Below are 22,438 nucleotides of genomic sequence, written 5' to 3'. Positions count from 1 at the left end.
ATATGGTGGCGGTATGCCAACCCGTGGCGTTTAAGGAAACCCCATGTCTTTTGGAACGAAAATCGCGTGGGACGATACCGTCCTGCCCTTTCAACTCGATGTCTCGGATATGCGCGGCCGTGTGGCGCGGCTGGACGGGGTGCTGGACGGCATCCTGAAACAGCACGACTATCCCGAACAGGTCGAGGCGCTGGTGGCCGAGATGGCCCTGCTGACCGCGCTGATTGGCCAGACCGTCGCGCTGCGCTGGAAGCTGTCGCTGCAGGTGCAGTCGAACGGACCGGTGCGGATGATCGCCACAGATTACTATGCCCCGCGCGAAGACGGCCAGCCCGCGCAGATCCGGGCCTATGCCAGCTTTGACCGCGACCGGCTGACCGATGGCGCGCCGTTCGATCAGGTGGGCGAGGGGTATTTCGCGATCCTCATCGACCAAGGCAAGGGAACGCAGCCCTATCAGGGGATCACGCCGCTGACCGGCGGATCGCTGAAGGCCTGCGCCGAGTCTTATTTCGCGCAGTCCGAGCAGTTGCCGACGCGGTTCTCGCTGAGTTTCGGAAAATCGACCGAACCCGGAGCCGGCGAACGCTGGCGGGCAGGCGGCATCATGCTGCAGCACATGCCCAAGGCCTCGCCCTTCGTGGCCACGAATGACGGTACCGGCGACATCTTGACGGCGTCGGACCTGGTGGATGGCAATGAAGGCGAAAACTGGGACCGCGTGAACATCCTGCTGGATACGGTCGAGGATCTGGAAATGATCGGGCCGTCCGTGGCGCCGACCGACCTGCTGGTGCGTCTGTTCCACGAGGAACAGCCCCGCGTGTACGAGGCCCAGTCGGTGCAGTTCGGCTGCACCTGCTCCGAGGATCGCGTGCGTCAAAGCCTGTCTATCTACTCGGCCCAGGACATCGAGAAGATGACCACCGACGAAGGCACCGTCACCGCCGACTGCCAGTTCTGCGGCGCGCATTACGTGCTGGATCCGAAATCGGTCGGGTTCGAGGCCGAAGACCCGGATGACGGCTGACCTGATCCCGCGTCTGAGCGAAGCGCTGGCCCGACCGGGTGATGGGTCCAGCGACTTCGACCTCAATCCCGGCACGGTTCTGCCTGCGGGGCGCAAGCTGCGCCCGGCAGGTGTTCTGGTCGCCGTGGACCTGGTCCGTGGCGATCCGCGCCTGATCCTGACCAAGCGGTCCTCGGCCCTGAAACATCATCCGGGGCAGATCGCCTTTCCGGGCGGCAAGCAGGACGACACCGATGCGGATGTGACCGCCACGGCCCTGCGAGAGGCGCAGGAGGAGATCGGCCTGCCGCCGGACCTGCCGCGCATTCTGGGTACCTTGCCGGTGCATGAAACCGTCACGTCATTTGCCGTGACGCCGGTGGTGGCGGTTCTGGAGCGCGGCTTTGACCCGGTGGCCGAACCCGGCGAGGTGGACGAGGTGTTTTCGGTTCCGCTTGCGCATGTGCTGAACCCTGCGAATTATGTGGTTGAATCGCGCATCTGGCGCGGAACACGACGGTATTTCTTCGCGGTGCCCTATGGCCCCTACTACATCTGGGGCGCCACGGCCCGCATGTTGCGCGGGTTGGCGGCACGGATGAGCGAATGATGCGGATCACCGAAGACTGGATCACGAACCCGGCCACACAGAACGTGTGTGCAGCGCTGACCGAGGGCGGTGCGCAGGCGTTGTTCGTGGGGGGCTGTGTGCGCAATGCGTTGCTGGGGGCACCGGTCTCGGATCTCGACATCGCCACCGATGCCCGGCCGCAGCAGGTGATGGAACTGGCCGAACGGGCCGGGCTGAAGGCGATTCCGACGGGGATTGATCACGGCACCGTGACCGTGGTCAGCGACGGCATACCGCATGAAATCACCACCTTTCGCCGCGACGTCGAAACCGACGGGCGGCGCGCGGTCGTTGCCTTTTCCGACCAGGTGGAAGAGGACGCCGCCCGTCGCGATTTCACCATGAACGCGCTCTATGCCCGCCCCGACGGCAGCATTCTGGACCCGCTGGGCGGCCTGCCTGACCTGCAGGCGCGGCGCGTGCGGTTTATCGGCACGGCCGGGGATCGCATCCGCGAGGACTATCTGCGCTCGTTGCGGTATTTCCGGTTCCACTCCTGGTATGGCGACGCGCAGGCCGGGATGGACCCGGATGCTCTGGCGGCGATTGCGGCCGATCTGGACGGGCTCGACCGGCTGTCGCGCGAGCGGGTCGGGGCCGAGATGCTGAAACTTCTGGCCGCGCCCGATCCGGCCCCATCGGTGGCCGCCATGCGCAGCATCGGCGTTCTGGCGCATCTGCTGCCCGGCGCCGACGATCGGGCGCTGCCGATCCTGATCCATCTTGAATCGCAGGCCGGGCTTGCCCCCGACGCGCTGCGCCGTCTCGCGGTCATCGCAGGGCCCGAGGTTGCCGGGACTCTGCGCCTCAGCAAGGCGCAACTGGCCCGCCTGACCCGTATCCGAGACGGCGCGCAGGGCGGTGCCGGGGCGGCCGAATTGGGATATCGGCTGGGCCAACCAGACGGACAGGACGCGGCCCTGCTGCGCTGCGCCTTTCTGGAACAACCCTGGACGGCTGAAACGAGCGCGGCCGTCGAAAAAGGGGCGTCGGCGACCTTCCCGGTCAGGGCCGCCGATCTGCTCGGGCGTTACTCTGGCCCGGCGCTGGGCGCGAAACTGGCCGAACTGGAAAGCCGCTGGATCGACTCGCATTTCACGCTGGACCGGGACGCGTTGCTGCAAGATTGACGGGAAGTCTCAAAAGGGGATGACAAGTCCTTGGGTTTCCGGCTAGGGTGCGCCTGTCTCATGGATGGAGGACTGCGAATGTATTACGGGATCTGGTTCGGCTAAAGCCAGAACACCTGACCCGTACGGGTGGTGTTTTGGCGCCATCTGCTTTCGCATTTTCAATTTTCCTGCTCGATCGGAGCACCTCCATGTTTCGCTATTTCGAAAACCTCGTTGACCCTTTTGTTGCCTATGAAGAGGTCGACACGCCGCCGACACGGCTGTGGCCCTTCATGCTGGATTATTCCCGCCCTTTTCGGCGCGTCTTCTTCTGGGCCGCGCTGATGTCAATCATCGTGGCCGCGGTCGAGATCGGGCTGATCTATTACATGGGCCGGGTCGTCGACCTTCTGGGCGGATCGCCGTCCGAGGTCTGGCAGGCCCACGGGACCGAGCTAGTTCTGGTCGCGCTGTTCATCCTGTTCCTTCGCCCGATCCTGCATGTGCTGGACGTATTGCTGCTGAACAACGCGATCCTGCCCAATTTTGGCACACTGATCCGCTGGCGGGCGCACAAGCACGTTCTGCGCCAGTCGGTCGGTTGGTTCGAGAATGATTTTGCCGGGCGCATCGCCAACCGCATCATGCAGACCCCGCCCGCTGCGGGCGAGGTGGTGTTTCAAGTGTTCGATGCGATTTCGTTCTCGCTGGCCTATCTGATCGGCGCGGCGATCCTGCTGATGGCCGCCGATCCACGCCTGCTGCTGCCGCTGCTGATCTGGTTCGCGCTCTATGCGCTGCTGGTGCGCTGGACGGTTCAGCGGGTGGGACCGGCCTCGCAGGCCGCTTCCGATGCGCGGTCCACGGTGACGGGCCGGGTAGTGGACAGCTATACCAACATCCATTCGGTGAAAATGTTCGCCCATGCCCAGCAGGAACTCGATTATGCGCGCGAAGCGATCGAGGAGACCCGGCGCACCTTCCAGATCGAAATGCGTATCTTCACCATCATGGATGCCGTTCTGGTCGCGCTGAACGGCGTGTTGATCATCGGTGTGGTCGGCTGGGCCATTTACCTGTGGATGCAGGGCAGTGCCTCGGTTGGGGTGGTGGCGGCGGCCACCGCGCTGACGCTGCGGCTGAATGCCATGACCGGCTGGATCATGTGGGCGCTGACCAGCTTCTTCCGCCAGCTGGGCGTCGTGGCCGAGGGGATGGAGACCATCGCCCAGCCCGTCGACCTGCTGGATGCGCCCGGCGCCAAGCCGCTGCAACTGACCGATGGCCGGATTGAGATCCGCGACCTGTCGCACCACTATGGCCGCGAGACCGGCGGGCTGGATCATGTCAATCTGACCATCCAGCCGGGCGAAAAGGTCGGCTTGATCGGGCGGTCGGGGGCCGGGAAATCGACCCTCGTCAAGCTGTTACTGCGGTTCTACGACGTGGAAAGCGGTGCGATCCTGATCGACGGGCAGGACATCTGCACCGTCACCCAAGACAGCCTGCGCCGCAATATCGGCATGGTTCAGCAGGACAGCGCGCTGCTGCACCGCTCGGTGCGCGACAACATCCTGTATGGCCGCCCCGATGCGACAGAAGACCAGATGATCGCCGCCGCCAAACAGGCCGAGGCGCATGACTTCATCCTCGACCTGCAGGACCCGCAGGGCCGCACCGGCTATGACGCCCATGTGGGCGAGCGCGGCGTCAAGCTGAGCGGCGGGCAGCGGCAGCGGGTGACGCTGGCGCGGGTGATCCTTAAGGACGCGCCGATCTTGTTGTTGGACGAGGCCACATCCGCCCTAGATTCCGAGGTCGAAGCCGCAATCCAGGAGACGCTGTACGGCATGATGCAGGGCAAGACCGTGATCGCCATCGCGCACCGGCTCAGCACCATCGCCCAGATGGACCGCATCCTGGTGATGGACGGAGGCCGGATCGTCGAGGAAGGCACCCATGCCGATCTTCTGGAGCAGGGCGGTCTTTACGCCCAGTTCTGGGCGCGCCAATCTGGCGGCTTCATGAACCCCGGGGCCGCGGACGAGGCAGCAGAATGACGGTCGCAGACCTGATCAAACCGTTTGAACCCACCCAGACGCCCCCGCCGCAAAGGCTGGGGGCGTTCGTTCGCTGGTGCCTGACAGGGGCCTGGCCCATGTTGTTCGCCGCTGCGCTGTTTTCCGCCCTTGCAGGTGCAATGGAGGCCGGAACCGCTTGGATTCTGGGCTGGGTGATCGACATGGCGACTGCCAGTGGGCCCGAAAACTTTCTGACACCGCGAAACCTGTGGATGATCCTGGGGGCTGTGGCGTTCTTCATGTTGATCCGACCGCTGCTGTTCGGGCTGTCCTCGGTGTCGAACAACTATATCGTCATGCCCAACATCCCGCCGCTGGTGCTGGCAAAGCTGAACCGCTGGACGCTGGGCCAGTCGGTCGCCTATTTCGACGACGATTTTGCCGGCCGCATCGCGCAGAAACAGATGCAGACGGCCAATGCGCTGACATCGGTCGTATCGGAGACCATCAGCGCCATCGTCTTTGCCCTCGCCTCGCTTGTCGGATCTTTGCTTTTGTTAGGGTCTATTCACCCCTTGGTCATGCTGCCCTTCGTGGCTTGGCTGGCGGTGTATTTCCTGCTGGTGCGCTGGTACCTGCCGCGCATTCGCACACGCTCGGCCGCGCGGGCCGGGGCGCGGGCGATGGTGTCGGGGCAGGTAGTGGACACGATCACCAACATCAAGACGGTCAAGCTGTTTGCCCATTCCGAGTTCGAGGATCAGGCCGCCCGCGACTCGATGGTTGCGCTGCGCGACAAGTCGCTGGCCTTCGGCAAGCTGTCGGCCAGTTTCCGGTTCATTTTGATGACCTTGGCGGGGCTTCTGCCGGTTCTGCTTTTGGGCGCCACCTTGTGGCATTGGCAGGTCGGGTCGGCGACCACCGGGGATATCGTGGCGGCGGGTGCCATCTCGATTCGCATCGCACAGATGACGGGCTGGGTCAGCTTCACCCTGATGGGGATCTACGCACATGTGGGCGAGATCGAGAACGGCATGAAAACCCTGGCGCGGCCCGACCGGGTCGAGGATGCGCCGGACGCCACCGAGCTGGCAGTGCCCGAGGGCCGGATCGAGTTCCGCGATGTCAGCTTTGCCTATGGTCGCGACGTGGGCGGGGTCTCGGACCTGACGCTAAAGGTGCAGCCGGGGGAGAAGCTGGGGATCGTCGGCGCCTCGGGGGCGGGCAAATCCACCCTGGTTTCGCTGCTTCTCAGGCTCTACGACAGGGAAAATGGCCAGATATTGATCGACGGGCAGGACATCGCCCGCGTCACGCAGGACAGCCTGCGCCGCCAGATCGGCATGGTCACGCAGGAAACCGCGATGTTCAACCGCTCGGCCCGCGACAACATCCTGTACGGCCGACCCGATGCCACCGAAGACCAGATGATCGCCGCGGCCCAAAAGGCCGAAGCGCATGACTTTATCCTCGATCTGCAGGACGGGCAGGGGCGCAAGGGATATGACGCGCATCTGGGCGAGCGCGGCGTCAAGTTGAGCGGCGGCCAGCGGCAGCGCATCGCGCTGGCCCGCGCGATCCTCAAGGACGCGCCGATCCTCGTGCTGGACGAGGCGACCTCGGCGCTGGACTCCGAGGTCGAGGCCGCGATCCAGACCGCGCTGCACCGGGTGATGGAGGGCAAGACCGTTCTGGCCATCGCCCACCGCCTGTCCACCCTCAGCGAGATGGACCGGATCATCGTTCTGGATCACGGGCGCATCGTGGAGAGCGGGCCGCATGACACCCTGCTGGCGCAGGGCGGGCTGTATGCGCGGTTCTGGCACCGCCAGTCGGGCGGGTTCATCCAGACCGAGGCCGCCGAATAAGGGTTTTGTTGGCGCATCAGCCCGGCTATCAGGCAGGCCATGACGCAGGAATACACCATTCTCCGCCTCGGGCATCAGGGCGACGGCATCGCCGAGGGCCCGGTCTATGCCCCCCGAACGCTGCCTGGCGAGCGGGTCAGCGGCCTGCTGGACGGCTCGGAGCTGACCGATATCAAGGTGCTGACGCCGTCGGATGATCGGGTCAAACCGCCGTGCCGCCACTACAAAAGCTGCGGCGGCTGCCAGTTGCAGCACGCCTCGGACGCCTTCGTGGCAGATTGGAAGGTCGAGGTGGTGCGTACCGCGCTGGCTGCTCAGGGGCTGCAGGCCGAGATGCGCCCGATCCTGACGTCGCCGCCGCAGTCGCGTCGCCGCGCCACCATCGCGGTGCGCCGCACCAAGAAGGGCGCGCTGGCGGGGTTCCACGGCCGCGCCTCGGACGTGATCACCGAGATTCCTGATTGCCAGCTGCTGGACCCGGCGCTGACCGCCGCCATCCCCGTGGCCAAGGCGCTGGCCGAACTGGGCGGCAGCCGCAAGGGCGTGTTGTCGGTCACCCTGACCCTGTCCGAAGCCGGGCTGGACGTGGCGGTGCAGGGCGGCAAACCTCTGGACGGCCCGCTGGAACTGGCGCTTGCGCAGGCGACCGAGCAGCACGGCTTGGCACGGCTGGCCTGGGATGGCGAGGTGATCGCCATGCGCAACCCACCCGCACAGCGCTTCGGTCCGGCCACGGTGGTCCCGCCGCCGGGGGCTTTCCTCCAGGCCACGAAAGATGGAGAACAGGCTCTAACACTGGCAGTTTTGGAGATTGTTGGCCCAGCCAAGCGTGTGGTTGATCTGTTCGCGGGCTGCGGCACGTTCTCGTTGCCGCTGGCGCAACGGGCCGAGGTTCATGCCGTTGAAGGCGCGGCTGATATGACCCGCGCGCTGGACCAGGGCTGGCGCAAGTCCACGGGATTGAAACAGGTCACGACCGAGATGCGCGACCTGTTCCGCCGCCCCTTGATGCCGGACGAGCTGCGCCGCTTCGACGCCGTGGTTCTGGACCCGCCACGCGCCGGCGCCGAGGCCCAGGTGGCCGAGCTGGCTCAGGCCCGCCGTCCGGTCATCGCCTATGTGTCCTGCAACCCTGTGACCTTCGCGCGGGATGCAAAAATTCTGGTTAAGGCGGGCTATGCCCTTGAATGGGTCCAAGTGGTTGACCAATTTCGATGGTCATCCCACAGCGAACTGGTGGGCAGCTTCAAACTGGCAGAGAACCCATGACCCGACAGGAGACCCTTCGCATGACGATCCGGCAGCGCCTGCAGGCCTTTGTCGAAAACCCGCGATTTGCGCAATTCATCACCGGCGTCATTCTGGTGAACGCGGTTCTGCTGGGCATGGAAACCTCGGACACGCTGATGGCGAAGTTCGGGCCGGTGATCGTGCTGCTCGATACCATCTGCCTGACCATCTTCGTGGCCGAGATCGCGATGAAACTGGTGACCAACGGGCGCCGGTTTTTCCTCAATGGCTGGAACATTTTCGATTTCGTGATCGTCGGCATCGCCCTAGTCCCCGGCGGCGCCGGCATTTCGGTTCTGCGCGCGTTGCGGATCTTGCGGGTGCTGCGGGTGATCTCGGTCGCGCCGCGTCTGCGCCGGGTGGTCGAAGGGTTCATCCAGGCGCTGCCGGGCATGGGCAGCGTGTTCCTGCTGATGGCGATCCTGTTCTATATCGGCGCGGTGATATCGACCAAATTGTTCGGCGACAGCTTCCCCGACTGGTTCGGAGACCTCGGCCGCTCAGCCTATACCCTGTTCCAGATCATGACGCTGGAAAGCTGGTCGATGGGCATCGTGCGCCCGGTGATGGAGGTCTATCCCTATGCCTGGCTGTTTTTCGTGCCATTCATCATGGTCACAACCTTCGCGGTGGTGAACCTGCTGGTCGGTCTGATCGTGAATTCGATGCAGGATGCCCACCACGCCGAGGAAGGCGTCAGGACCGATGCCTATCGGGACGAGGTGCTCGAGCGGCTGGACTCGATCGAACGCCGCCTGACCGAACATATGAACAGCAAAAAGTGATTTCCGTTTCCGCCGGATTTTGGCATGATGCTGCAAAACGAGCAGGCAGTGAAATCATGGATCGTCGAGCATTTGGATTGGGTGCACTGGCAACACTGAGCCTTTCGGCTTGTGGAAGTGGGGGCCCTCGATTTCTGACCTACAACGGACCCGAGGTGACATCCATCGTTGTGAACAAGGGCGCGCGCAAGATGTACCTGCTGCATCACGAGCAGGTCTTGCGCGAGTATGATGTCGAGCTTGGCTTCGCTCCAAGCGGCACAAAGGTCAAGCGCGGAGACGGCCGCACACCCGAAGGCACCTATCTGATCGACCGCCGCAACCCTCGCAGCCGATATCACCTGTCGGTCGGAATTTCCTATCCAAACGCGCAGGACGTCGCCAAGGCCAAGTCGATGGGGGTCGATCCCGGCGGCGACATCTTCATCCACGGCCAGCCGAACCTGCGCAAAGAGCGCAAGCGCGCGAAAAAGACCCCGGACTGGACCGCAGGCTGCATCGCCGTCAAGAATGACGAGATCGAAGAGATCTATGCCATGGTCAAGCCCGGCACGGTCATCACGCTGCGTCCGTGACCGGCCGCCAGTCGCCGAAACCGAACTGGACATAGTCGCGCTGATAGGCATCGGCCGCCAGCGCCTCGAGCCGGGCATCGTAGATCTGTTCCAGCCTGTAGGGCGCATCCGGCTCTAACGGGGGCGGCGCGGGCGGTGCGCCGTGGCCAAACCTGCGCGCAAGATCCGGCAGGGCGGTTGCCATCTCATCCTCGCGCAGGATCAGGTCAGGCTGGGCAAAGGCGGCGATGCCCTCCAGCACCTGCGCCTGGCTGCACCACAGCCCATCCACCCGGATCGGGGTCTGCCCCGCGAGGTTCAGCTTCAGAAACTCCAGAAACGCGGCAAAGGCCGCATGATGCTGATCCAGCGTATAATTCTGTTCGCGCAGCTGCCCCGGAATGGGCAGTTTGAACCGATTGCGCAGCGTGGCGCGGATGGCGGCATAGCTGCCCGGCCCGGTGGCAAGGATCTTGTTGCAGAATGTAGTATGCGCGCGGGCCAGCGGGTGTCGCAGCACGGTAAATTTGCGATGCCCCGGGCGCGTCTTCATCCAGCGGCGCACCTGTTGCTGGTTGCGTCGGGTCAGCAGCCCGTCGGGCGGGCAGCCGTCCAGCGCGGCCAGCCAGTGGGTCACCGCCTGCTCGGGTCCGCCGCGCACCGGCAGATATATCAGCGGCGTGTCCGGAGCCGCGACATAGCGGGGCACGCCGGGGCCGCGGCGCGGTTCGAAACTTGGTGGGCGGTGCAGGTTGAACCAATCGGTGTCGCGCAGCGCCTGTTGCATTTCCTCGGGGTTCGAGACCTTGGACAGGGCGGGTGCCGGATTCTGCGGTTTTAGGTCGGGGGCCAGCCGATCCAACCGCGCAGCCACACCCAGCCAGGCGGCCAGCCCGTTTAGAACCTCCAGATCCGACAGGTCGTCATATCCGATGTGGAAGGCAACCTGTCCGGTGCGTTGCAGGTGGTTCAAGACCGCAAGGCGATGCTCCTGTCTCCGGTCCAGATAGTCGGCGAATTCCTGCGGATCGAAGGGCACCGTCGCATCGCGCCGCTGTTTCACGTTGGTCAGCTTCCACTGCTGGGTAGCGCGGGCGATCTTCAACGAGATGTAGCTGTCCAGCGGGTTGCGGGTCAGGATGATTTTGGCGCAGCGCGGATCGTCCAGCGCCAGCGCCAGCGCGCGCGGGTCGTGCGACGGAAAAAACCGGAACCCGTGCAGGCCGCCCGGTGCCCTGCGCACGGCCTGGATCACCGCGGCGGGGTCCTGGTCGCGCTGGTCGATGGAGAAACCCAGAACATGGGTCTCTTTCGGGTACCCGATAAAATGCGGGTTGAACAGCTCGCCATGGCAGGTCACGCCGTCCAGCGCGTTCAAATGCGTCTCGAGCAGGTTCGAGCCGGTGCGCATGTCGGCCAGGATGATGAAATGGTCAAACGGGCTGGGCATTCCGGATCATTGCACCAGATAGGGCTTGTGATAAGGCCGGGTCTGGCCGCCGAACACGTCGTCGACCGGAAAATCCCCCATCAGGAAGGGGTGCATGCCTTGGTTCTTTAGGTTCTGCAGGAATTTTCCGAACCCGGTCAGATCGACCATCCTGGGCGCTTCGATCAGGTGGCCCGGCTGCGACACGCCCATCTCGTCGATTACGGTCTGCAGATGCTCGATCGGGGATTCGAGGAATTCTGCCATCGACCAGATTCGCACCCGTGCCTTGGTCCAGACGGAATCGAGCACCTCGAGCTGCTCGCTCTCGATCTTCTGCAGCCGCGCGGCCTGGGCGCGGATTTCCCCGAAATTCTGGTTCGACCGGAACAGGGGCACCGCCCAGGCGCCGGTAACGACCGAAACCTGCGCGTTCTTGTCCCGCGCCAGGAACCAGTTGATCTTTTGCGTATCGGCGGGGCCGAACTGAAAGCACTGCCGCTCGCCGCGGGTGTTCCAGATCAGGTTCGACAGAAAGGCGGTTGGGTTGTAGTCACGCAGCGTCGCGCTGTCGCTGAGCGCGCCGTTGATGAGGGTTTCCCGGCCTGCGAACTCGGCCCGCTCGGGTGCGAACAGATGGCCCTGGACCCGCGCGCCGGTGGTGTTGGACAGCCAGTCCTCGAAATCGACGAACAGCTCCGAAAATCCCTGAAACACCGAATAAGGGAACGCGGTCAGCCCGTTCTCGCTGCCGTGGCGGGGAAAGCGGCTTTGCATGTACAGCCCGTCGCGTCCGCGGGTGCGACGCTCGACCGCGCGGGAAAACACCCGGTCGATCTTGCCCGGATTGGGTTCGGCAGGTTTTAGCGCGCCGGGCTGGTCGGACAGGAACGCCTGGTACAGCCGGTCGGCTTGTGGCCAGATTTTGCGGGCGACGAAACAGTCGGACCGGCGCAGCAGCTGCAGGTGATCGTCATAGAAGATGTGCGGCCGGCCCTGGTAGTCGAATTTAGACAGGGTCAGCGAACGGCTTTCGATCTGGGTGGAATACAGCCGCGCCAGTGTCTGGAAATAGCTTTCATCCGGAATCCAGACATGCCGGAAATAGCGATCGTAAATCGGGCGTTTCGGGTCCTGCAGGATCGCCGACAGCGTCTGGCGGGTCAGGCACCACCACTGGCTGCCCATGTGGGGCACCAACCCGTCGGGGATTCGCCGCCGGTAGCCGACCGCGCGTTGCAGCTTTACGAACCGGTCGAACAGCTTGCGGTGCTTGCGCCACGAGAACGGAAACCGCAGCGTGAATCGCTCGGCATCCAGCCCGCCCACGGTCCAGCTGACATCGGCGGTGGTGGCGCTTTCGATGAAGTCCGCGCGCGGCCGGTCAGCCAGATAGTCGATCAGGTCCTGCACCGGGCGCAGCGGCAGGCACGCGCCCGAGGACAGAAAGACGTGACGCACGCCCGGGAAGCGGTCCAGCATCAGTTCCGCGGCCGTCTGGGTGGCCGCGACGATCCCCCAGCCGCCCCAGTGACAGACATGGCGGTCACAGAACACGATCAGCGGATCATCGGCGCAGGCCGACACGAAATCGTCATGCACCTGTCGGGCGACCTTACGATCGACATGGATCACCACAGGGCATCCCGCAGCCGTCCAGTGCCGGGCCACCTGTTCGGCCCGGCCCAGCGCGGTATGGACCAGCATGATGATGCCCAAGCTGCCATTCATGCCCAGTTCCCCTTGGACATCAGGCCCAGAATCTCGAGCTGGCGCCAGTTGATGTATTTCTCGGACCATTTGCACCAGAAGACAGGCCGGTTTTCCAGCTCGGCCAGATAGGCCATGTATTCCGCCGACCCGCGATAGTGCTGGCCCCGCCGCAGCTCTTCCTGCACCTTGGTTCCCAGGGTGTCGATCAGCTTGGCATGCAGCAAGGCGCCGCTGGCCTTTTCTCCGCCCCATTCGTCATAGACCTGGTTCAGGCCGCGCGGCAGCAAGGCATGGGTCGAACTGACATAGACATATCGCCGGTCCCATCTGACCAGCGGGATCTTGTTCAGGGCCGGGGCCTTTTCCGGCCGGTCCCTGAAGAACATGCGCGCGCGCGGGCCACCCTGGATCCAGAGGTTGCCGTACACGGGGTTTTTGCTGATCACATAGTTGCCCGAGTCGAACCAGGGCGCAATTTCGAACGGGTCCTGACCTTCGTAATACGGGGCCTCCTGGATCGGGCCTTCGGGGTACATGTCCAGCAGCATGGTGCCGAAGCTGCGCACCCCGGTGCCGTCCAGCCAGTCGGTCAGCGCGCGCAGCGGGCGCGTGTCGCAGAAGGGATAGACGAAGAACTCATCCGGATCGACGGTCAGGACCCAGTGGCCATGCGCGTATCGGCGCAGCAGGTGGTTGGACCAGTCAACCCCAAATGTGGCCCGGCGATAGCTGGCCGCCGTATGCCAGACCGAGACGTCGGGCTGCTGTGCCAGGTATTCCAGCGTGCCGTCATCGCTGTCATTGTCCACGAACAGAAAGTGGTCGATGCCCAGCTTGCGGTAGTAGGACAGGAACCAGGGCAGGCGGATCTTTTCGTTGCGCACCACGCTCATCAACAGGATGTCGTCCGAGCGGATCTGGCGGGTCTTGTCCTGAACGGGTTTCAGATCGCGGCCGCGGCGTGCGCAACGCAACAGACGGCGCTTGCGCCGCAGTCTCATCCGATAGGAATCCAAAAGGCTCACGCGACTGCCCAACCTTTTTCCTTACGCGAGCATGCCCGGGGCTGGTTGCGGCCAGAGTGGTGCCGGGCAATGACGTTTTATGACATTTTCGCACCTTGCAAGGCAATCTATTTAAATGGCGTTATCCAGACAGGGGTTTTCCGGGTGCGGAGTTCCCCCTTCAACGCCAACCGCCCGAAGACATCAGCCCCAACGCCTGCAGATGCACCCAGCCCGCAAAGCGCTCGGAATGGGTGGTCCACAAGTCGGGCCTGGCGATGATGCCATCATAGTATGGCCCGAATTGGTCGGGATCGTGAAAATGCTGGCGCCTGCGCTTTTCCTCCTGCGATTTGGCGACGACCTGCGGCAGGAACTTGGTGTGCAGCATCACCCCCGAAGGCGCCTCGCCCCCCGGCCCGTCATAGGCATGGTTCAGATGTCGGGGCAGCGCCGAGTGGCAGGAATTCACATAGGCGAACCGGCGGTTCCACTTGACCAAGGGGATCTTGTTCAACGTCGGCGCCCGCTCGGGCCGGTCGGCAAAGAAAACCCGGTCACGCACCCCGCCTTGCACCCACAGATTGCCCAGCGGCTGTTGCCGCCGCACGCGATAGGGGCCGGGGTCGAACCAGGGCAGGGTCTCGGTCGGGTCGGTATCGGGGTCGTGCGTCTGGCTGCCCAGCGGTCCCTTGGGATAAAGGTCGAGCATCAGCGCGCCGAAAGCCAGCTGCCCGTTTCCGTCCAGCCATCGGGTCAGGTCATGCAGGGTGCGGCTGTCGTGATGGGCATAGATCAGCAGTTCGTCGGCATCCACCATCAGGGTCCAGTGGCCATGGCCATAGCGCATCTGCAACCAGGTCAGCCAGTCCAGCCCGAACCGCGCCTCGCGATAGCTGGCCCCGGTCTGCCACAGCGAAACGTCCGGCTGGTTGAGCAGGTAGGTGACCGAGCCGTCATCGCTGCCGTTGTCGACCATCAGGAAATGATCGACCCCCAGCCGGCGATAGTGGCGCAGGAACCAAGGAAGGCGCTCCATCTCGTTGCGTAGGGTGGTAAAGGCCAGAATGTCGGTGGGCGCGATCAGCCGGGTCTTGTCCGAAACCGGCGTCAGCGCGTGGCGGCTGCGGAAGGACCGCCACAACAGGCGCTTGCGTTTCAGGCGCAGGCGGTATCTGCGAATCCAGCCCGGGGCGTTTTCGTCATGATGGTGCGCGGCGCCCATGGCACGATCACTTTTCGTAATGGCCATTCTGATGCCAGCGCCAGGCATCGGCGATCATCACTTCCAGCCGCGACCGTTTGGGCCGCCAGCCCAGTTCGGCCTCGGCCCGGGTCGAGCCTGAAACCAGCTTGGTGCAGTCGCCCGCCCGGCGCGGACCGACATTGAAGGGCACCTCGCGGTTGGTCACGCTGTGCGACTGCGCGATCACCTCTTTTACTGAAAACCCGGTGCCGGTGCCCAGATTGAACACCCGGCTGCCCTTGCCCTGTTCCAGCCAGCGCAGGCCCAGCACATGCGCATCCACCAGGTCGCAGACATGGACATAGTCGCGGATGCAGGTGCCGTCGGGCGTGTCGTAATCGGTGCCATAGACGGTCAGCGCATCGCGCTTGCCGTCGATCGCGTCCAATAGCAGCGGAACCAGATGGGTCTCGGGGCGGTGGAACTCGCCCACGTCGCCGTCAGGGTCGGCACCGGCCACGTTGAAATAGCGAAAGATCACGTGGTTCAGCCCGTGCGCCTGTTCGAAATCGCGCAGGATGTCCTCGATCGCGCGTTTCGAGGCGCCATAGGCGTTCAGCGGGTGTTGCGGCGTGGTTTCGTCCAGCACCACGTTGTCCTGGTCGCCATAGGTTGCGCAGGTGGACGAGAAAACGAAATCCAGGCAACCGGCGGCCACGGCCGCCTCGATCAGGTTCAGTGATCCGGTGACGTTGTTGCGCCAGTACCGGCCCGGCTCGCTCATGGCTTCGCCGACTTGGCTGAGCGCGGCGAAATGCATCACCGCCGCCGGTTGGTACTTGGCAAAGACCTGATCCAGCCGCGCGCGGTCCAGCAGATCGCCCTGTTCGAACGGGCCGAATTTCACCGCATCCTGCCAGCCGGTTACAAGGTTGTCATAGGTCACGGGCACATAGCCCGCCTGCGCCAGCGCCTTGCAGGCATGAGATCCGATATATCCGGCACCGCCGGTCACGAGTATGTTTGTCATCCGTGGTCCTGCCGAATGTCTGCCGCTCATGGGTTAATTGCTGCGCTGCCCGCGCGGAACGGGGAATCTGCGCCTATTCCAACCCCATCGCGGCCATCATGCTTTCGATCTTGGCCACGTCCTGCGGATTGTTCAACTCCCAGAACTGGCGGCCTTTTGCCTCGACCTCGACACACAGAACCTTGCGCCCGTTTTCCATGAACCGCAGCTGTTCCAGCCCCTCGAGCCGTTCCAGCGGCCCGACCGGCCAGCCCGGATAGGCGGCCAGCGCGTCGGGCCGGTAGGCGTAGACGCCCACATGGTGGAACACCGGCGTCGGATCCGACCCGGCATAGGTTTCGGCGGTGAAGGGGATCACTTCCTTCGAGAAATAGAGCGCGCTGTGATCGGACGCGAAGACGGCGGTGGTGCCGCCCACCCGGCCATGCCTGCGGTCGTTCAGCAGCCCGTTCAGCGCCTCGCCGTCGCACCGCAGCACCGGCGTGGCCACGCCGGCCTCAGGCGCAGCGCGCAGGCCATTGACCAAATCCTCGATGAACCAATGCGGGGTCAGGGGGGCGTCGCCTTGCAGGTTGACCACGATCTCGTATCCGCCGCCCAGCCTGTCATGCGCCTCGGCGCAGCGTTCGGTGCCGTTGGCGCAGCTTTCTGAGGTCATCACCACCTCGGCGCCAAAGCCCTCGGCCGCAGCGCGGATGCGGTCGTCATCGGTGGCCACCACCACCCTGTCGACGCCCGAGACCGACATGGCCGCGCGCCAGGACCGCTCGATAAGGGTCATGGGCTTTCCCGTTGCGCCGGTCAGCGGCACCAGCGGTTTGCCCGGATAGCGGGTCGAGGCATAGCGGGCGGGGATCGCGATCAGAACCGACATCAGGCCTCCTTGAGTTCGACGCCCGGGGCATAGGCAATAAAGAACGGGTTGGCATAACCCTCCTTGCCGTAGGTCAGCGGCGTGTGGTCGTCGAAACGCACCACATGGCCCCCGGCTCCGGCCAGCACCGCGTGGCCTGCGGCGGTGTCCCACTCCATGGTTCGCCCGACACGCGGGTAGAGGTCGGCCTCGCCCGTGGCCACCAGGCAGAATTTCAGCGACGAGCCCGCCGACTTGCTGTCTTTGACCTGGTATTTGTTGATGTAGTCATCCGTGGCCTGATCGCGATGCGATTTCGAGGCCACCACCAAAAGCGCCGAATTGTCCGGATCAGAGACTGAAATCGGCGTGACCTCGCCCGGTTTGTCCTTGTCCAAGGCGTCGGTCTCCTCGACCGAGCGGCCATCGGCCAGGGTATAGAACATGCGCCCGCGGGCCGGGGCATAGACCACGCCGCGGGTGGGCACGCCGTTTTCGACCAGCGCGATGTTCACGGTGAAATCCCCGCGCCGGTTGATGAATTCCTTGGTGCCGTCCAGCGGATCGACGATTAGAAAGGTGTCGCCTTGCTGGCTGTGCGACGCGGCCTGTTCCTCGGTCACCAGCAGGATGTCGGGGAAGGCGGCGCGCAGCCCGGCCGAGATCAGCGCATCGGCGGCTTCGTCAGCTTCGGTCACTGGGCTGGAATCGGATTTGTCCTTCACGTCAAAATCATCGGCATCGTAGATCTCCATGATCTTGTCGCCCGCTTCCAGGGCCAGGCGTCTGATCACGGGGATGAGGTCGTCATAGGTCACAAAAATGCTCCGTTTCCATGGTTTGTTGATCCGAAAACCTGACGAACTTATGCTGTGCCGGATACGGAACGGCAAGGAATTCGTGCCAGGCTGTCGGAACAAACCCGGGAAAGAGCGTTCGAGTGTTCTATTACAAGCGCAGCAGCAGTCTGCTTGGCAGCGCCTTCACCACGGCGGAACTGGTGTTCCACGCCGTCGTGCGCAACATCCGCTCGCAGCACAGCAACGCCGTTCTGGCCATCGTGATGAACATCCTGCAGGTCGTGCTGCTGGCCAGCGTATTCTACCTGATCATGTCTTTCATGGGTGCCCGGGTGGCCAAGATCCGCGGCGAGTTCATCCTGTACCTGCTGTCGGGCATTTTCCTGTTCATGACCCATATCAAGGCGGTGGGCGCGATCGCCTCGTTGGGGGGCACCAACAACCCGATGATGCTGCATTCGCCGATGAACATGATGGTTCTGCTGCTGGCGGCGGCTTTCGGCGCGCTGTATACGCAGATCGTGTCGATCCTGGTGATCCTGTTCGTCTACAGCGTGGCGGTTACCCCGATCGAGATGCAGGACCCCGGCGGCGCCTTCGCGATGTTGGTGCTGGCTTGGTACACGGGCTGTTCCGTGGGGCTGGTGTTCATGGCGCTCAAGCCGTGGCTGCCGACGGTGTCCCTGATGCTCAGCAACGTCTATCGGCGGTTGAACATGGTGTTTTCCGGCAAGATGTTCGTCGCCAACGCGTTGGGCGGCTATTTGCTGGCGATGTTTGCCTGGAACCCGCTGTTCCACGCGATCGATCAGTGCCGCGGGTTCATCTTTCGCAACTATTTCCCGCGCAACACCAGCTGGGAATATGCGCTTTGGGTCGGCATCGCGCTGATGATGATCGGCCTGCTGGGTGAATTCTATACACGCAAGCACATCTCGAAAAGCTGGGACGCCCGGCGCTAGGTCGCCACGCGCAGGGTCAGGTTGATGCGGCCACCCCGGGGCAGCAGGCGCGACGACCCGAACCGGATCCGGTCGATTCCGTGATAGGCCAGCCGTGCGGGGCCGCCCATGACCACCACGTCGCCCGAGTTCAGCCACACGGATTCGGTTTTTCCGCCGCGGGTGGTGTTGCCGATGCGGAACAGAGCGTCATCCCCCAATGAGATTGACACGACCGGCCACGAGAAATCGGCCTCGTCCCTGTCCTGGTGCAGGCCCATGCGGGCGCCTTCGCCGTAATAGTTGATCAGGCAGCAGTCCGGGTCGCGGTCCAGCGCGGTCACCTCGCGCCAGATGGTCAGGATCGGCTGCGGGATGTCCGGCCAGGGCATGCCTTTGGGGTGCGCGCCCTGGTAGCGGTATCCGCGGCCGTCCGACACCCAGCCCAACGGCCCGGCCGAGGTCATGCGCACCGACATCTTGCGCCCCGAGGCCGTGCTGGGATGAAACAGCGGCGCGGCTTTCAGAACCGGTCGCAAGGCGTCGACCAGCTGTTGCTGGGCGGCGCCGTCCAGATGGCCTTTTCTGATGTCGAATCCGCGTAAATTCAGGCGCGTCACGGCAGAAACCTCATTCCTTTCGAAATCCTTGCCAAAAAAGGCCCAAGATTCCCGAAAACCTGCATTTCACAGTGCTTGCAGGCCTTGGGCCTCGCCCTTATATACGCCGGGACGCGCGAGGGTGTAGTGCCACCGCGCCCAACAGATCGGGGCTGGGATGCCATAACGGGTTCTGGCCTCGGGACATCGCCTTGAAAAGAAAGGGATCGAAATAATGGGAAAAGTAATCGGGATTGACCTCGGGACCACCAACTCGTGCGTGGCCATCATGGACGGCTCGCAGCCGAAGGTCATCGAAAACGCAGAAGGGGCGCGGACCACGCCCTCGATCGTCGCCTTCACCGAGAATGAGCGACTGGTCGGACAGCCGGCAAAACGCCAGGCGGTCACCAACCCTGAAAACACGATTTTCGGCGTCAAGCGCCTGATCGGCCGCCGGGTCGACGACCCCGAGGTCGAAAAAGACAAGAAGATGGTGCCCTATCGCATCATCGACGGCGGCAACGGCGACGCATGGGTCGAAGCCCGCGGCGAAAAGTACTCCCCAAGCCAGATTTCGGCTTTCATCCTGGGCAAGATGAAGGAAACTGCTGAAAGCTACTTGGGTGAGGAAGTCACGCAGGCCGTCATCACCGTTCCGGCCTATTTCAACGACGCCCAGCGTCAGGCCACCAAGGATGCCGGCAAGATCGCCGGCCTGGAAGTGCTGCGGATCATCAACGAGCCGACCGCCGCCGCGCTGGCCTATGGCCTGGACAAGAAAGACAGCCAGACCATCGCGGTCTATGACCTTGGCGGTGGTACTTTCGACGTGACCATCCTGGAAATCGACGACGGCCTGTTCGAGGTCAAGTCGACCAACGGTGACACCTTCCTGGGTGGTGAAGACTTTGACATGCGCATCGTCAACTACCTGGCCGAAGAGTTCAAAAAGGAACACGGCGTCGACCTGAGCCAGGACAAGATGGCGCTGCAGCGACTGAAGGAAGCTGCCGAAAAGGCCAAGATCGAGCTCAGCTCGACGACCCAGACCGAGATCAACCAGCCGTTCATCTCGATGGGCTCGAACGGCCAGCCGCTGCACATGGTCATGAAACTGACCCGCGCCAAGCTGGAATCGCTGGTCGGTGACCTGATCAAGAAATCGCTGAAACCCTGTCAGGCCGCTCTGAAAGACGCCGGCATCTCGGCCAGCGACGTGGACGAGGTGGTTCTGGTCGGTGGTATGACCCGGATGCCGAAGGTCATCGAAGAGGTGACCAAGTTCTTCGGCAAAGAGCCCCACAAGGGCGTGAACCCTGATGAAGTCGTGGCCATGGGTGCTGCAATCCAGGCCGGCGTTCTGCAAGGCGACGTCAAGGACGTGGTCCTGCTGGACGTGACCCCGCTGTCGCTGGGCATCGAAACCTTGGGCGGCGTGTTCACCCGTCTGATCGACCGCAACACCACGATCCCGACCAAGAAGTCTCAGGTATTCTCGACCGCCGAGGACAACCAGAACGCGGTGACCATCCGGGTGTTCCAGGGTGAACGTGAAATGGCAGCCGACAACAAGCTGCTGGGTCAGTTCAACCTTGAAGACATCCCGCCGGCCCCGCGCGGTATGCCTCAGATCGAGGTGACCTTCGACATCGACGCCAACGGCATCGTCTCGGTTTCGGCCAAGGACAAAGGCACCGGCAAAGAGCAGAAGATCACCATCCAGGCTTCGGGCGGTCTGTCGGAAGAAGACATCGAACGGATGGTCAAGGATGCTGAAGAGAACGCCGAGGCCGACCGCAAGCGCAAGGAGCTGGTCGAGGCCAAGAACCAAGCCGAAAGCCTGATCCATGCGACCGAGAAATCGATCGAGGAGCATGGCGACAAGGTCGATCCGTCGACCATCGAGGCGATCGAACTGGCCGTGGCCGCGCTTAAGGACGAATTGGAATCGGACAATGCCGACAAGATCAAGTCGGGCATCCAGAACGTGACTGAAGCGTCCATGAAGCTGGGCGAGGCGATCTACAAGGCGCAGTCTGAAGAGGCCAGCGAAGAACCGACCGCCGCCGATGCGGGCCCCGGCGATGACGACATCGTCGATGCCGAGTTCGAAGATCTGGACGATGACAAGCGCACCTAACGGCTAACCGGGCCAGTTCGGGCCGGTCCGGATACCGGGCCGGCCCGTTTTACGTTGAGGCAGAAGGAAACACCGATGTCAAAACGCTGCTATTACGAAGTGCTCGGCGTATCCAAGGGCGCTTCGGCGGAAGAGATCAAGAAGGCCTTTCGCCGAAAGGCGAAGGAGCTGCATCCCGACCGCAACAAGGACAACCCAGAGGCCGAGGCGCTGTTCAAAGAGGCCAACGAGGCCTATGACATCCTGCGCGATGCCGACAAGAAAGCCGCTTATGACCGGTTCGGTCACGCGGCCTTTGAGAACGGCACCGGCGGTGCGCGCCCGGGTGGCGGTTTTGGCTCGGGCGATTTTTCCAGCGCCTTTTCCGACGTGTTCGACGATCTGTTCGGCGATTTCATGGGCGGCCGGCAGGGTGGTGGGCGCCGGGCCGCGCGGGGGTCCGACCTGCGCTACAATCTGCGCGTGACCTTGGAAGAGGCCTACTCGGGGCTGCAGAAAACCATCAACGTGCCGACCGCCGTGGCCTGTTCGTCCTGCGAAGGCACCGGCGCCGAAGGCGGGGTCGAACCCACCACCTGCCCGACCTGTTCGGGCATGGGTAAGGTGCGCGCGCAACAGGGCTTTTTCACCGTCGAGCGCAGTTGCCCGACCTGTGCGGGCCTGGGCCAGATCATCAAGAACCCCTGCAAATCCTGCCACGGCTCGGGTCGGGTCGAGAAGGAACGCGCGCTGTCGGTCAACATTCCGGCAGGTGTCGAAACCGGCACCCGCATCCGCCTGGCGGGCGAAGGCGAAGCCGGCATGCGCGGCGGTCCTCCGGGCGACCTCTACATCTTTGTCGAGGTGACGCCGCACAAGCTTTTCGAGCGGGATGGCATGAACCTGTATTGCCGGGTCCCGGTCAGCATGGCCAAGGCGGCGCTGGGCGGCTCGATCGAGGTGCCCACCATCGACGGTGGCCGCGGCCGGGTGCAGATTCCGGCCGGCAGCCAGTCGGGCCGGCAGATGCGTCTGCGCGGCAAGGGCATGCCTGCGCTGAGGGGCGGCGGTGTCGGTGACATGTTCATCGAACTGGCGGTCGAGACCCCTGTCAACCTGACCGCGCGGCAGAAAGAACTGCTGAAGGAGTTTGACGAGCTGGGCGAAGACAACCACCCGGAATCCAAGAGCTTCTTCTCATCCGTCAAATCCTTCTGGGAGCGGATGCAAAGCTGATCCCAGTGTTTCAGACAGCCAAGGGCCGGCGAAACATCGCCGGCCTTTTTCGTTCTGAGTCCAGTTTGGTCCGAAACTGCGCGGAATTGGCCCTTGATTCCTCGCCCTAGCCTTGAGAATGTGCGCCCAACCGTTGGGGTGCCCCGAACCCGGGGCTGAGAGGCGCGCGAGCCAACCCATCGAACCTGATCCGGGCAATACCGGCGGAGGGAACGGTCTAAAACACTCAGACGTTTTCCATGCCCGCGTTGCCCC

Annotated in this window: 19 protein-coding genes and 1 riboswitch; of the genes, 11 read left to right on the top strand and 8 right to left on the bottom strand. The window is 63.5% G+C overall.

The genetic code is table 11. From position 1 onward, the window contains the following. Positions 1-43: 43 nt before the first annotated feature. From hslO to AC2FMD_RS14515, 8 genes are all read left to right on the top strand, one after another. Positions 44-1,030 carry an Hsp33 family molecular chaperone HslO gene (gene hslO / locus AC2FMD_RS14550; protein ID WP_496743428.1) on the top strand — a complete coding sequence of 329 codons (987 nt, stop codon included), beginning with the start codon at positions 44-46 and terminating at the stop codon, positions 1,028-1,030. Further along, positions 1,020-1,619, top strand: a complete 600-nt coding sequence (locus AC2FMD_RS14545) for a CoA pyrophosphatase (RefSeq protein WP_496681590.1) — start codon at positions 1,020-1,022, stop codon at positions 1,617-1,619. The genes hslO and AC2FMD_RS14545 overlap by 11 nt, the downstream gene beginning before the upstream one ends. Next, positions 1,616-2,770, top strand: a complete 1,155-nt coding sequence (locus AC2FMD_RS14540) for a CCA tRNA nucleotidyltransferase (protein ID WP_496743430.1) — start codon at positions 1,616-1,618, stop codon at positions 2,768-2,770. Before AC2FMD_RS14545 ends, AC2FMD_RS14540 begins: the two co-directional genes overlap by 4 nt. 191 nt (positions 2,771-2,961) lie before the next feature. Continuing rightward, positions 2,962-4,812, top strand: a complete 1,851-nt coding sequence (locus AC2FMD_RS14535) for an ABC transporter ATP-binding protein (protein ID WP_496795149.1) — start codon at positions 2,962-2,964, stop codon at positions 4,810-4,812. After that, positions 4,809-6,641 carry an ABC transporter ATP-binding protein gene (locus AC2FMD_RS14530; protein WP_496711011.1) on the top strand — a complete coding sequence of 611 codons (1,833 nt, stop codon included), beginning with the start codon at positions 4,809-4,811 and terminating at the stop codon, positions 6,639-6,641. Before AC2FMD_RS14535 ends, AC2FMD_RS14530 begins: the two co-directional genes overlap by 4 nt. A gap of 39 nt (positions 6,642-6,680) precedes the next feature. Further along, the gene (locus AC2FMD_RS14525) at positions 6,681-7,910 is read left to right on the top strand and encodes a class I SAM-dependent RNA methyltransferase (protein ID WP_496711010.1); all 1,230 of its coding nucleotides are present in this window, start codon (positions 6,681-6,683) and stop codon (positions 7,908-7,910) included. 20 nt (positions 7,911-7,930) lie between these two features. Beyond that, positions 7,931-8,716 carry an ion transporter gene (locus AC2FMD_RS14520; protein ID WP_496743432.1) on the top strand — a complete coding sequence of 262 codons (786 nt, stop codon included), beginning with the start codon at positions 7,931-7,933 and terminating at the stop codon, positions 8,714-8,716. Between the two features lie 56 nt (positions 8,717-8,772). After that, positions 8,773-9,291 carry a L,D-transpeptidase family protein gene (locus tag AC2FMD_RS14515; protein WP_496743433.1) on the top strand — a complete coding sequence of 173 codons (519 nt, stop codon included), beginning with the start codon at positions 8,773-8,775 and terminating at the stop codon, positions 9,289-9,291. Here AC2FMD_RS14515 and AC2FMD_RS14510 read toward each other — a convergent pair. The 7 genes from AC2FMD_RS14510 to cysQ form a co-directional block, all read right to left on the bottom strand. After that, positions 9,275-10,720 carry a nodulation protein NodH gene (locus AC2FMD_RS14510; RefSeq protein ID WP_496743434.1) on the bottom strand — a complete coding sequence of 482 codons (1,446 nt, stop codon included), beginning with the start codon at positions 10,718-10,720 and terminating at the stop codon, positions 9,275-9,277. The two genes, AC2FMD_RS14515 and AC2FMD_RS14510, sit on opposite strands and share 17 nt — an antisense overlap. A 6-nt stretch (positions 10,721-10,726) precedes the next feature. After that, positions 10,727-12,430 (bottom strand): DUF5927 domain-containing protein, encoded by a 1,704-nt coding sequence (locus AC2FMD_RS14505; protein ID WP_496743436.1) that lies wholly within the window; start codon positions 12,428-12,430, stop codon positions 10,727-10,729. Next, positions 12,427-13,413: a glycosyltransferase family 2 protein gene (locus AC2FMD_RS14500; protein ID WP_496743437.1), complete on the bottom strand. Its 987-nt coding sequence runs from the start codon at positions 13,411-13,413 to the stop codon at positions 12,427-12,429. Before AC2FMD_RS14500 ends, AC2FMD_RS14505 begins: the two co-directional genes overlap by 4 nt. Positions 13,414-13,597: 184 nt before the next feature. Further along, positions 13,598-14,641 (bottom strand): glycosyltransferase family 2 protein, encoded by a 1,044-nt coding sequence (locus AC2FMD_RS14495; RefSeq protein ID WP_496711066.1) that lies wholly within the window; start codon positions 14,639-14,641, stop codon positions 13,598-13,600. Between the two features lie 7 nt (positions 14,642-14,648). Further along, on the bottom strand, positions 14,649-15,632 hold the full coding sequence (gene galE / locus AC2FMD_RS14490) for a UDP-glucose 4-epimerase GalE (protein ID WP_496711007.1): 984 nt from the start codon (positions 15,630-15,632) through the stop codon (positions 14,649-14,651). A 73-nt stretch (positions 15,633-15,705) separates the two neighbouring features. Continuing rightward, the gene (locus AC2FMD_RS14485; protein ID WP_496795148.1) at positions 15,706-16,506 is read right to left on the bottom strand and encodes a 3-deoxy-manno-octulosonate cytidylyltransferase family protein; all 801 of its coding nucleotides are present in this window, start codon (positions 16,504-16,506) and stop codon (positions 15,706-15,708) included. Then, on the bottom strand, positions 16,506-17,303 hold the full coding sequence (cysQ, locus tag AC2FMD_RS14480) for a 3'(2'),5'-bisphosphate nucleotidase CysQ (RefSeq protein WP_496742937.1): 798 nt from the start codon (positions 17,301-17,303) through the stop codon (positions 16,506-16,508). Before cysQ ends, AC2FMD_RS14485 begins: the two co-directional genes overlap by 1 nt. A gap of 122 nt (positions 17,304-17,425) precedes the next feature. Here cysQ and AC2FMD_RS14475 point away from each other — a divergent pair, with 122 nt between their 5' ends. Next, positions 17,426-18,247, top strand: coding sequence for an ABC transporter permease (locus AC2FMD_RS14475; RefSeq protein WP_496681567.1), 822 nt, complete (start codon positions 17,426-17,428; stop codon positions 18,245-18,247). Here AC2FMD_RS14475 and AC2FMD_RS14470 read toward each other — a convergent pair. Further along, positions 18,244-18,846 carry an alpha-ketoglutarate-dependent dioxygenase AlkB family protein gene (locus tag AC2FMD_RS14470; protein WP_496687820.1) on the bottom strand — a complete coding sequence of 201 codons (603 nt, stop codon included), beginning with the start codon at positions 18,844-18,846 and terminating at the stop codon, positions 18,244-18,246. The genes AC2FMD_RS14475 and AC2FMD_RS14470 overlap by 4 nt on opposite strands. Positions 18,847-19,060: 214 nt before the next feature. Here AC2FMD_RS14470 and dnaK point away from each other — a divergent pair, with 214 nt between their 5' ends. Next, complete coding sequence (dnaK, locus tag AC2FMD_RS14465) at positions 19,061-20,968, top strand: molecular chaperone DnaK (RefSeq protein ID WP_496687818.1); 1,908 nt, start codon at positions 19,061-19,063, stop codon at positions 20,966-20,968. A gap of 75 nt (positions 20,969-21,043) precedes the next feature. Next, on the top strand, positions 21,044-22,183 hold the full coding sequence (gene dnaJ / locus AC2FMD_RS14460) for a molecular chaperone DnaJ (protein ID WP_496681560.1): 1,140 nt from the start codon (positions 21,044-21,046) through the stop codon (positions 22,181-22,183). 124 nt (positions 22,184-22,307) lie between these two features. Beyond that, positions 22,308-22,412, top strand: a riboswitch (TPP riboswitch). Positions 22,413-22,438 lie beyond the last annotated feature (26 nt).

Source organism: Ruegeria sp. BHSC276 (assembly GCF_059612945.1).
This window is presented reverse-complemented; position numbering and strand designations above follow the sequence as displayed.

Bases quoted from the DNA above. Each gene is read 5' to 3' on its own strand.
- hslO (WP_496743428.1), top strand. From the start codon at position 44: ATGTCTTTTGGAACGAAAATCGCGTGGGACGATACCGTCCTGCCCTTT.
- AC2FMD_RS14545 (WP_496681590.1), top strand. From the start codon at position 1,020: ATGACGGCTGACCTGATCCCGCGTCTGAGCGAAGCGCTGGCCCGACCG.
- AC2FMD_RS14540 (WP_496743430.1), top strand. From the start codon at position 1,616: ATGATGCGGATCACCGAAGACTGGATCACGAACCCGGCCACACAGAAC.
- AC2FMD_RS14535 (WP_496795149.1), top strand. From the start codon at position 2,962: ATGTTTCGCTATTTCGAAAACCTCGTTGACCCTTTTGTTGCCTATGAA.
- AC2FMD_RS14530 (WP_496711011.1), top strand. From the start codon at position 4,809: ATGACGGTCGCAGACCTGATCAAACCGTTTGAACCCACCCAGACGCCC.
- AC2FMD_RS14525 (WP_496711010.1), top strand. From the start codon at position 6,681: ATGACGCAGGAATACACCATTCTCCGCCTCGGGCATCAGGGCGACGGC.
- AC2FMD_RS14520 (WP_496743432.1), top strand. From the start codon at position 7,931: ATGACGATCCGGCAGCGCCTGCAGGCCTTTGTCGAAAACCCGCGATTT.
- AC2FMD_RS14515 (WP_496743433.1), top strand. From the start codon at position 8,773: ATGGATCGTCGAGCATTTGGATTGGGTGCACTGGCAACACTGAGCCTT.
- AC2FMD_RS14510 (WP_496743434.1), bottom strand. From the start codon at position 10,720: ATGCCCAGCCCGTTTGACCATTTCATCATCCTGGCCGACATGCGCACC.
- AC2FMD_RS14505 (WP_496743436.1), bottom strand. From the start codon at position 12,430: ATGAATGGCAGCTTGGGCATCATCATGCTGGTCCATACCGCGCTGGGC.
- AC2FMD_RS14500 (WP_496743437.1), bottom strand. From the start codon at position 13,413: ATGAGACTGCGGCGCAAGCGCCGTCTGTTGCGTTGCGCACGCCGCGGC.
- AC2FMD_RS14495 (WP_496711066.1), bottom strand. From the start codon at position 14,641: ATGGGCGCCGCGCACCATCATGACGAAAACGCCCCGGGCTGGATTCGC.
- galE (WP_496711007.1), bottom strand. From the start codon at position 15,632: ATGACAAACATACTCGTGACCGGCGGTGCCGGATATATCGGATCTCAT.
- AC2FMD_RS14485 (WP_496795148.1), bottom strand. From the start codon at position 16,506: ATGTCGGTTCTGATCGCGATCCCCGCCCGCTATGCCTCGACCCGCTAT.
- dnaK (WP_496687818.1), top strand. From the start codon at position 19,061: ATGGGAAAAGTAATCGGGATTGACCTCGGGACCACCAACTCGTGCGTG.
- dnaJ (WP_496681560.1), top strand. From the start codon at position 21,044: ATGTCAAAACGCTGCTATTACGAAGTGCTCGGCGTATCCAAGGGCGCT.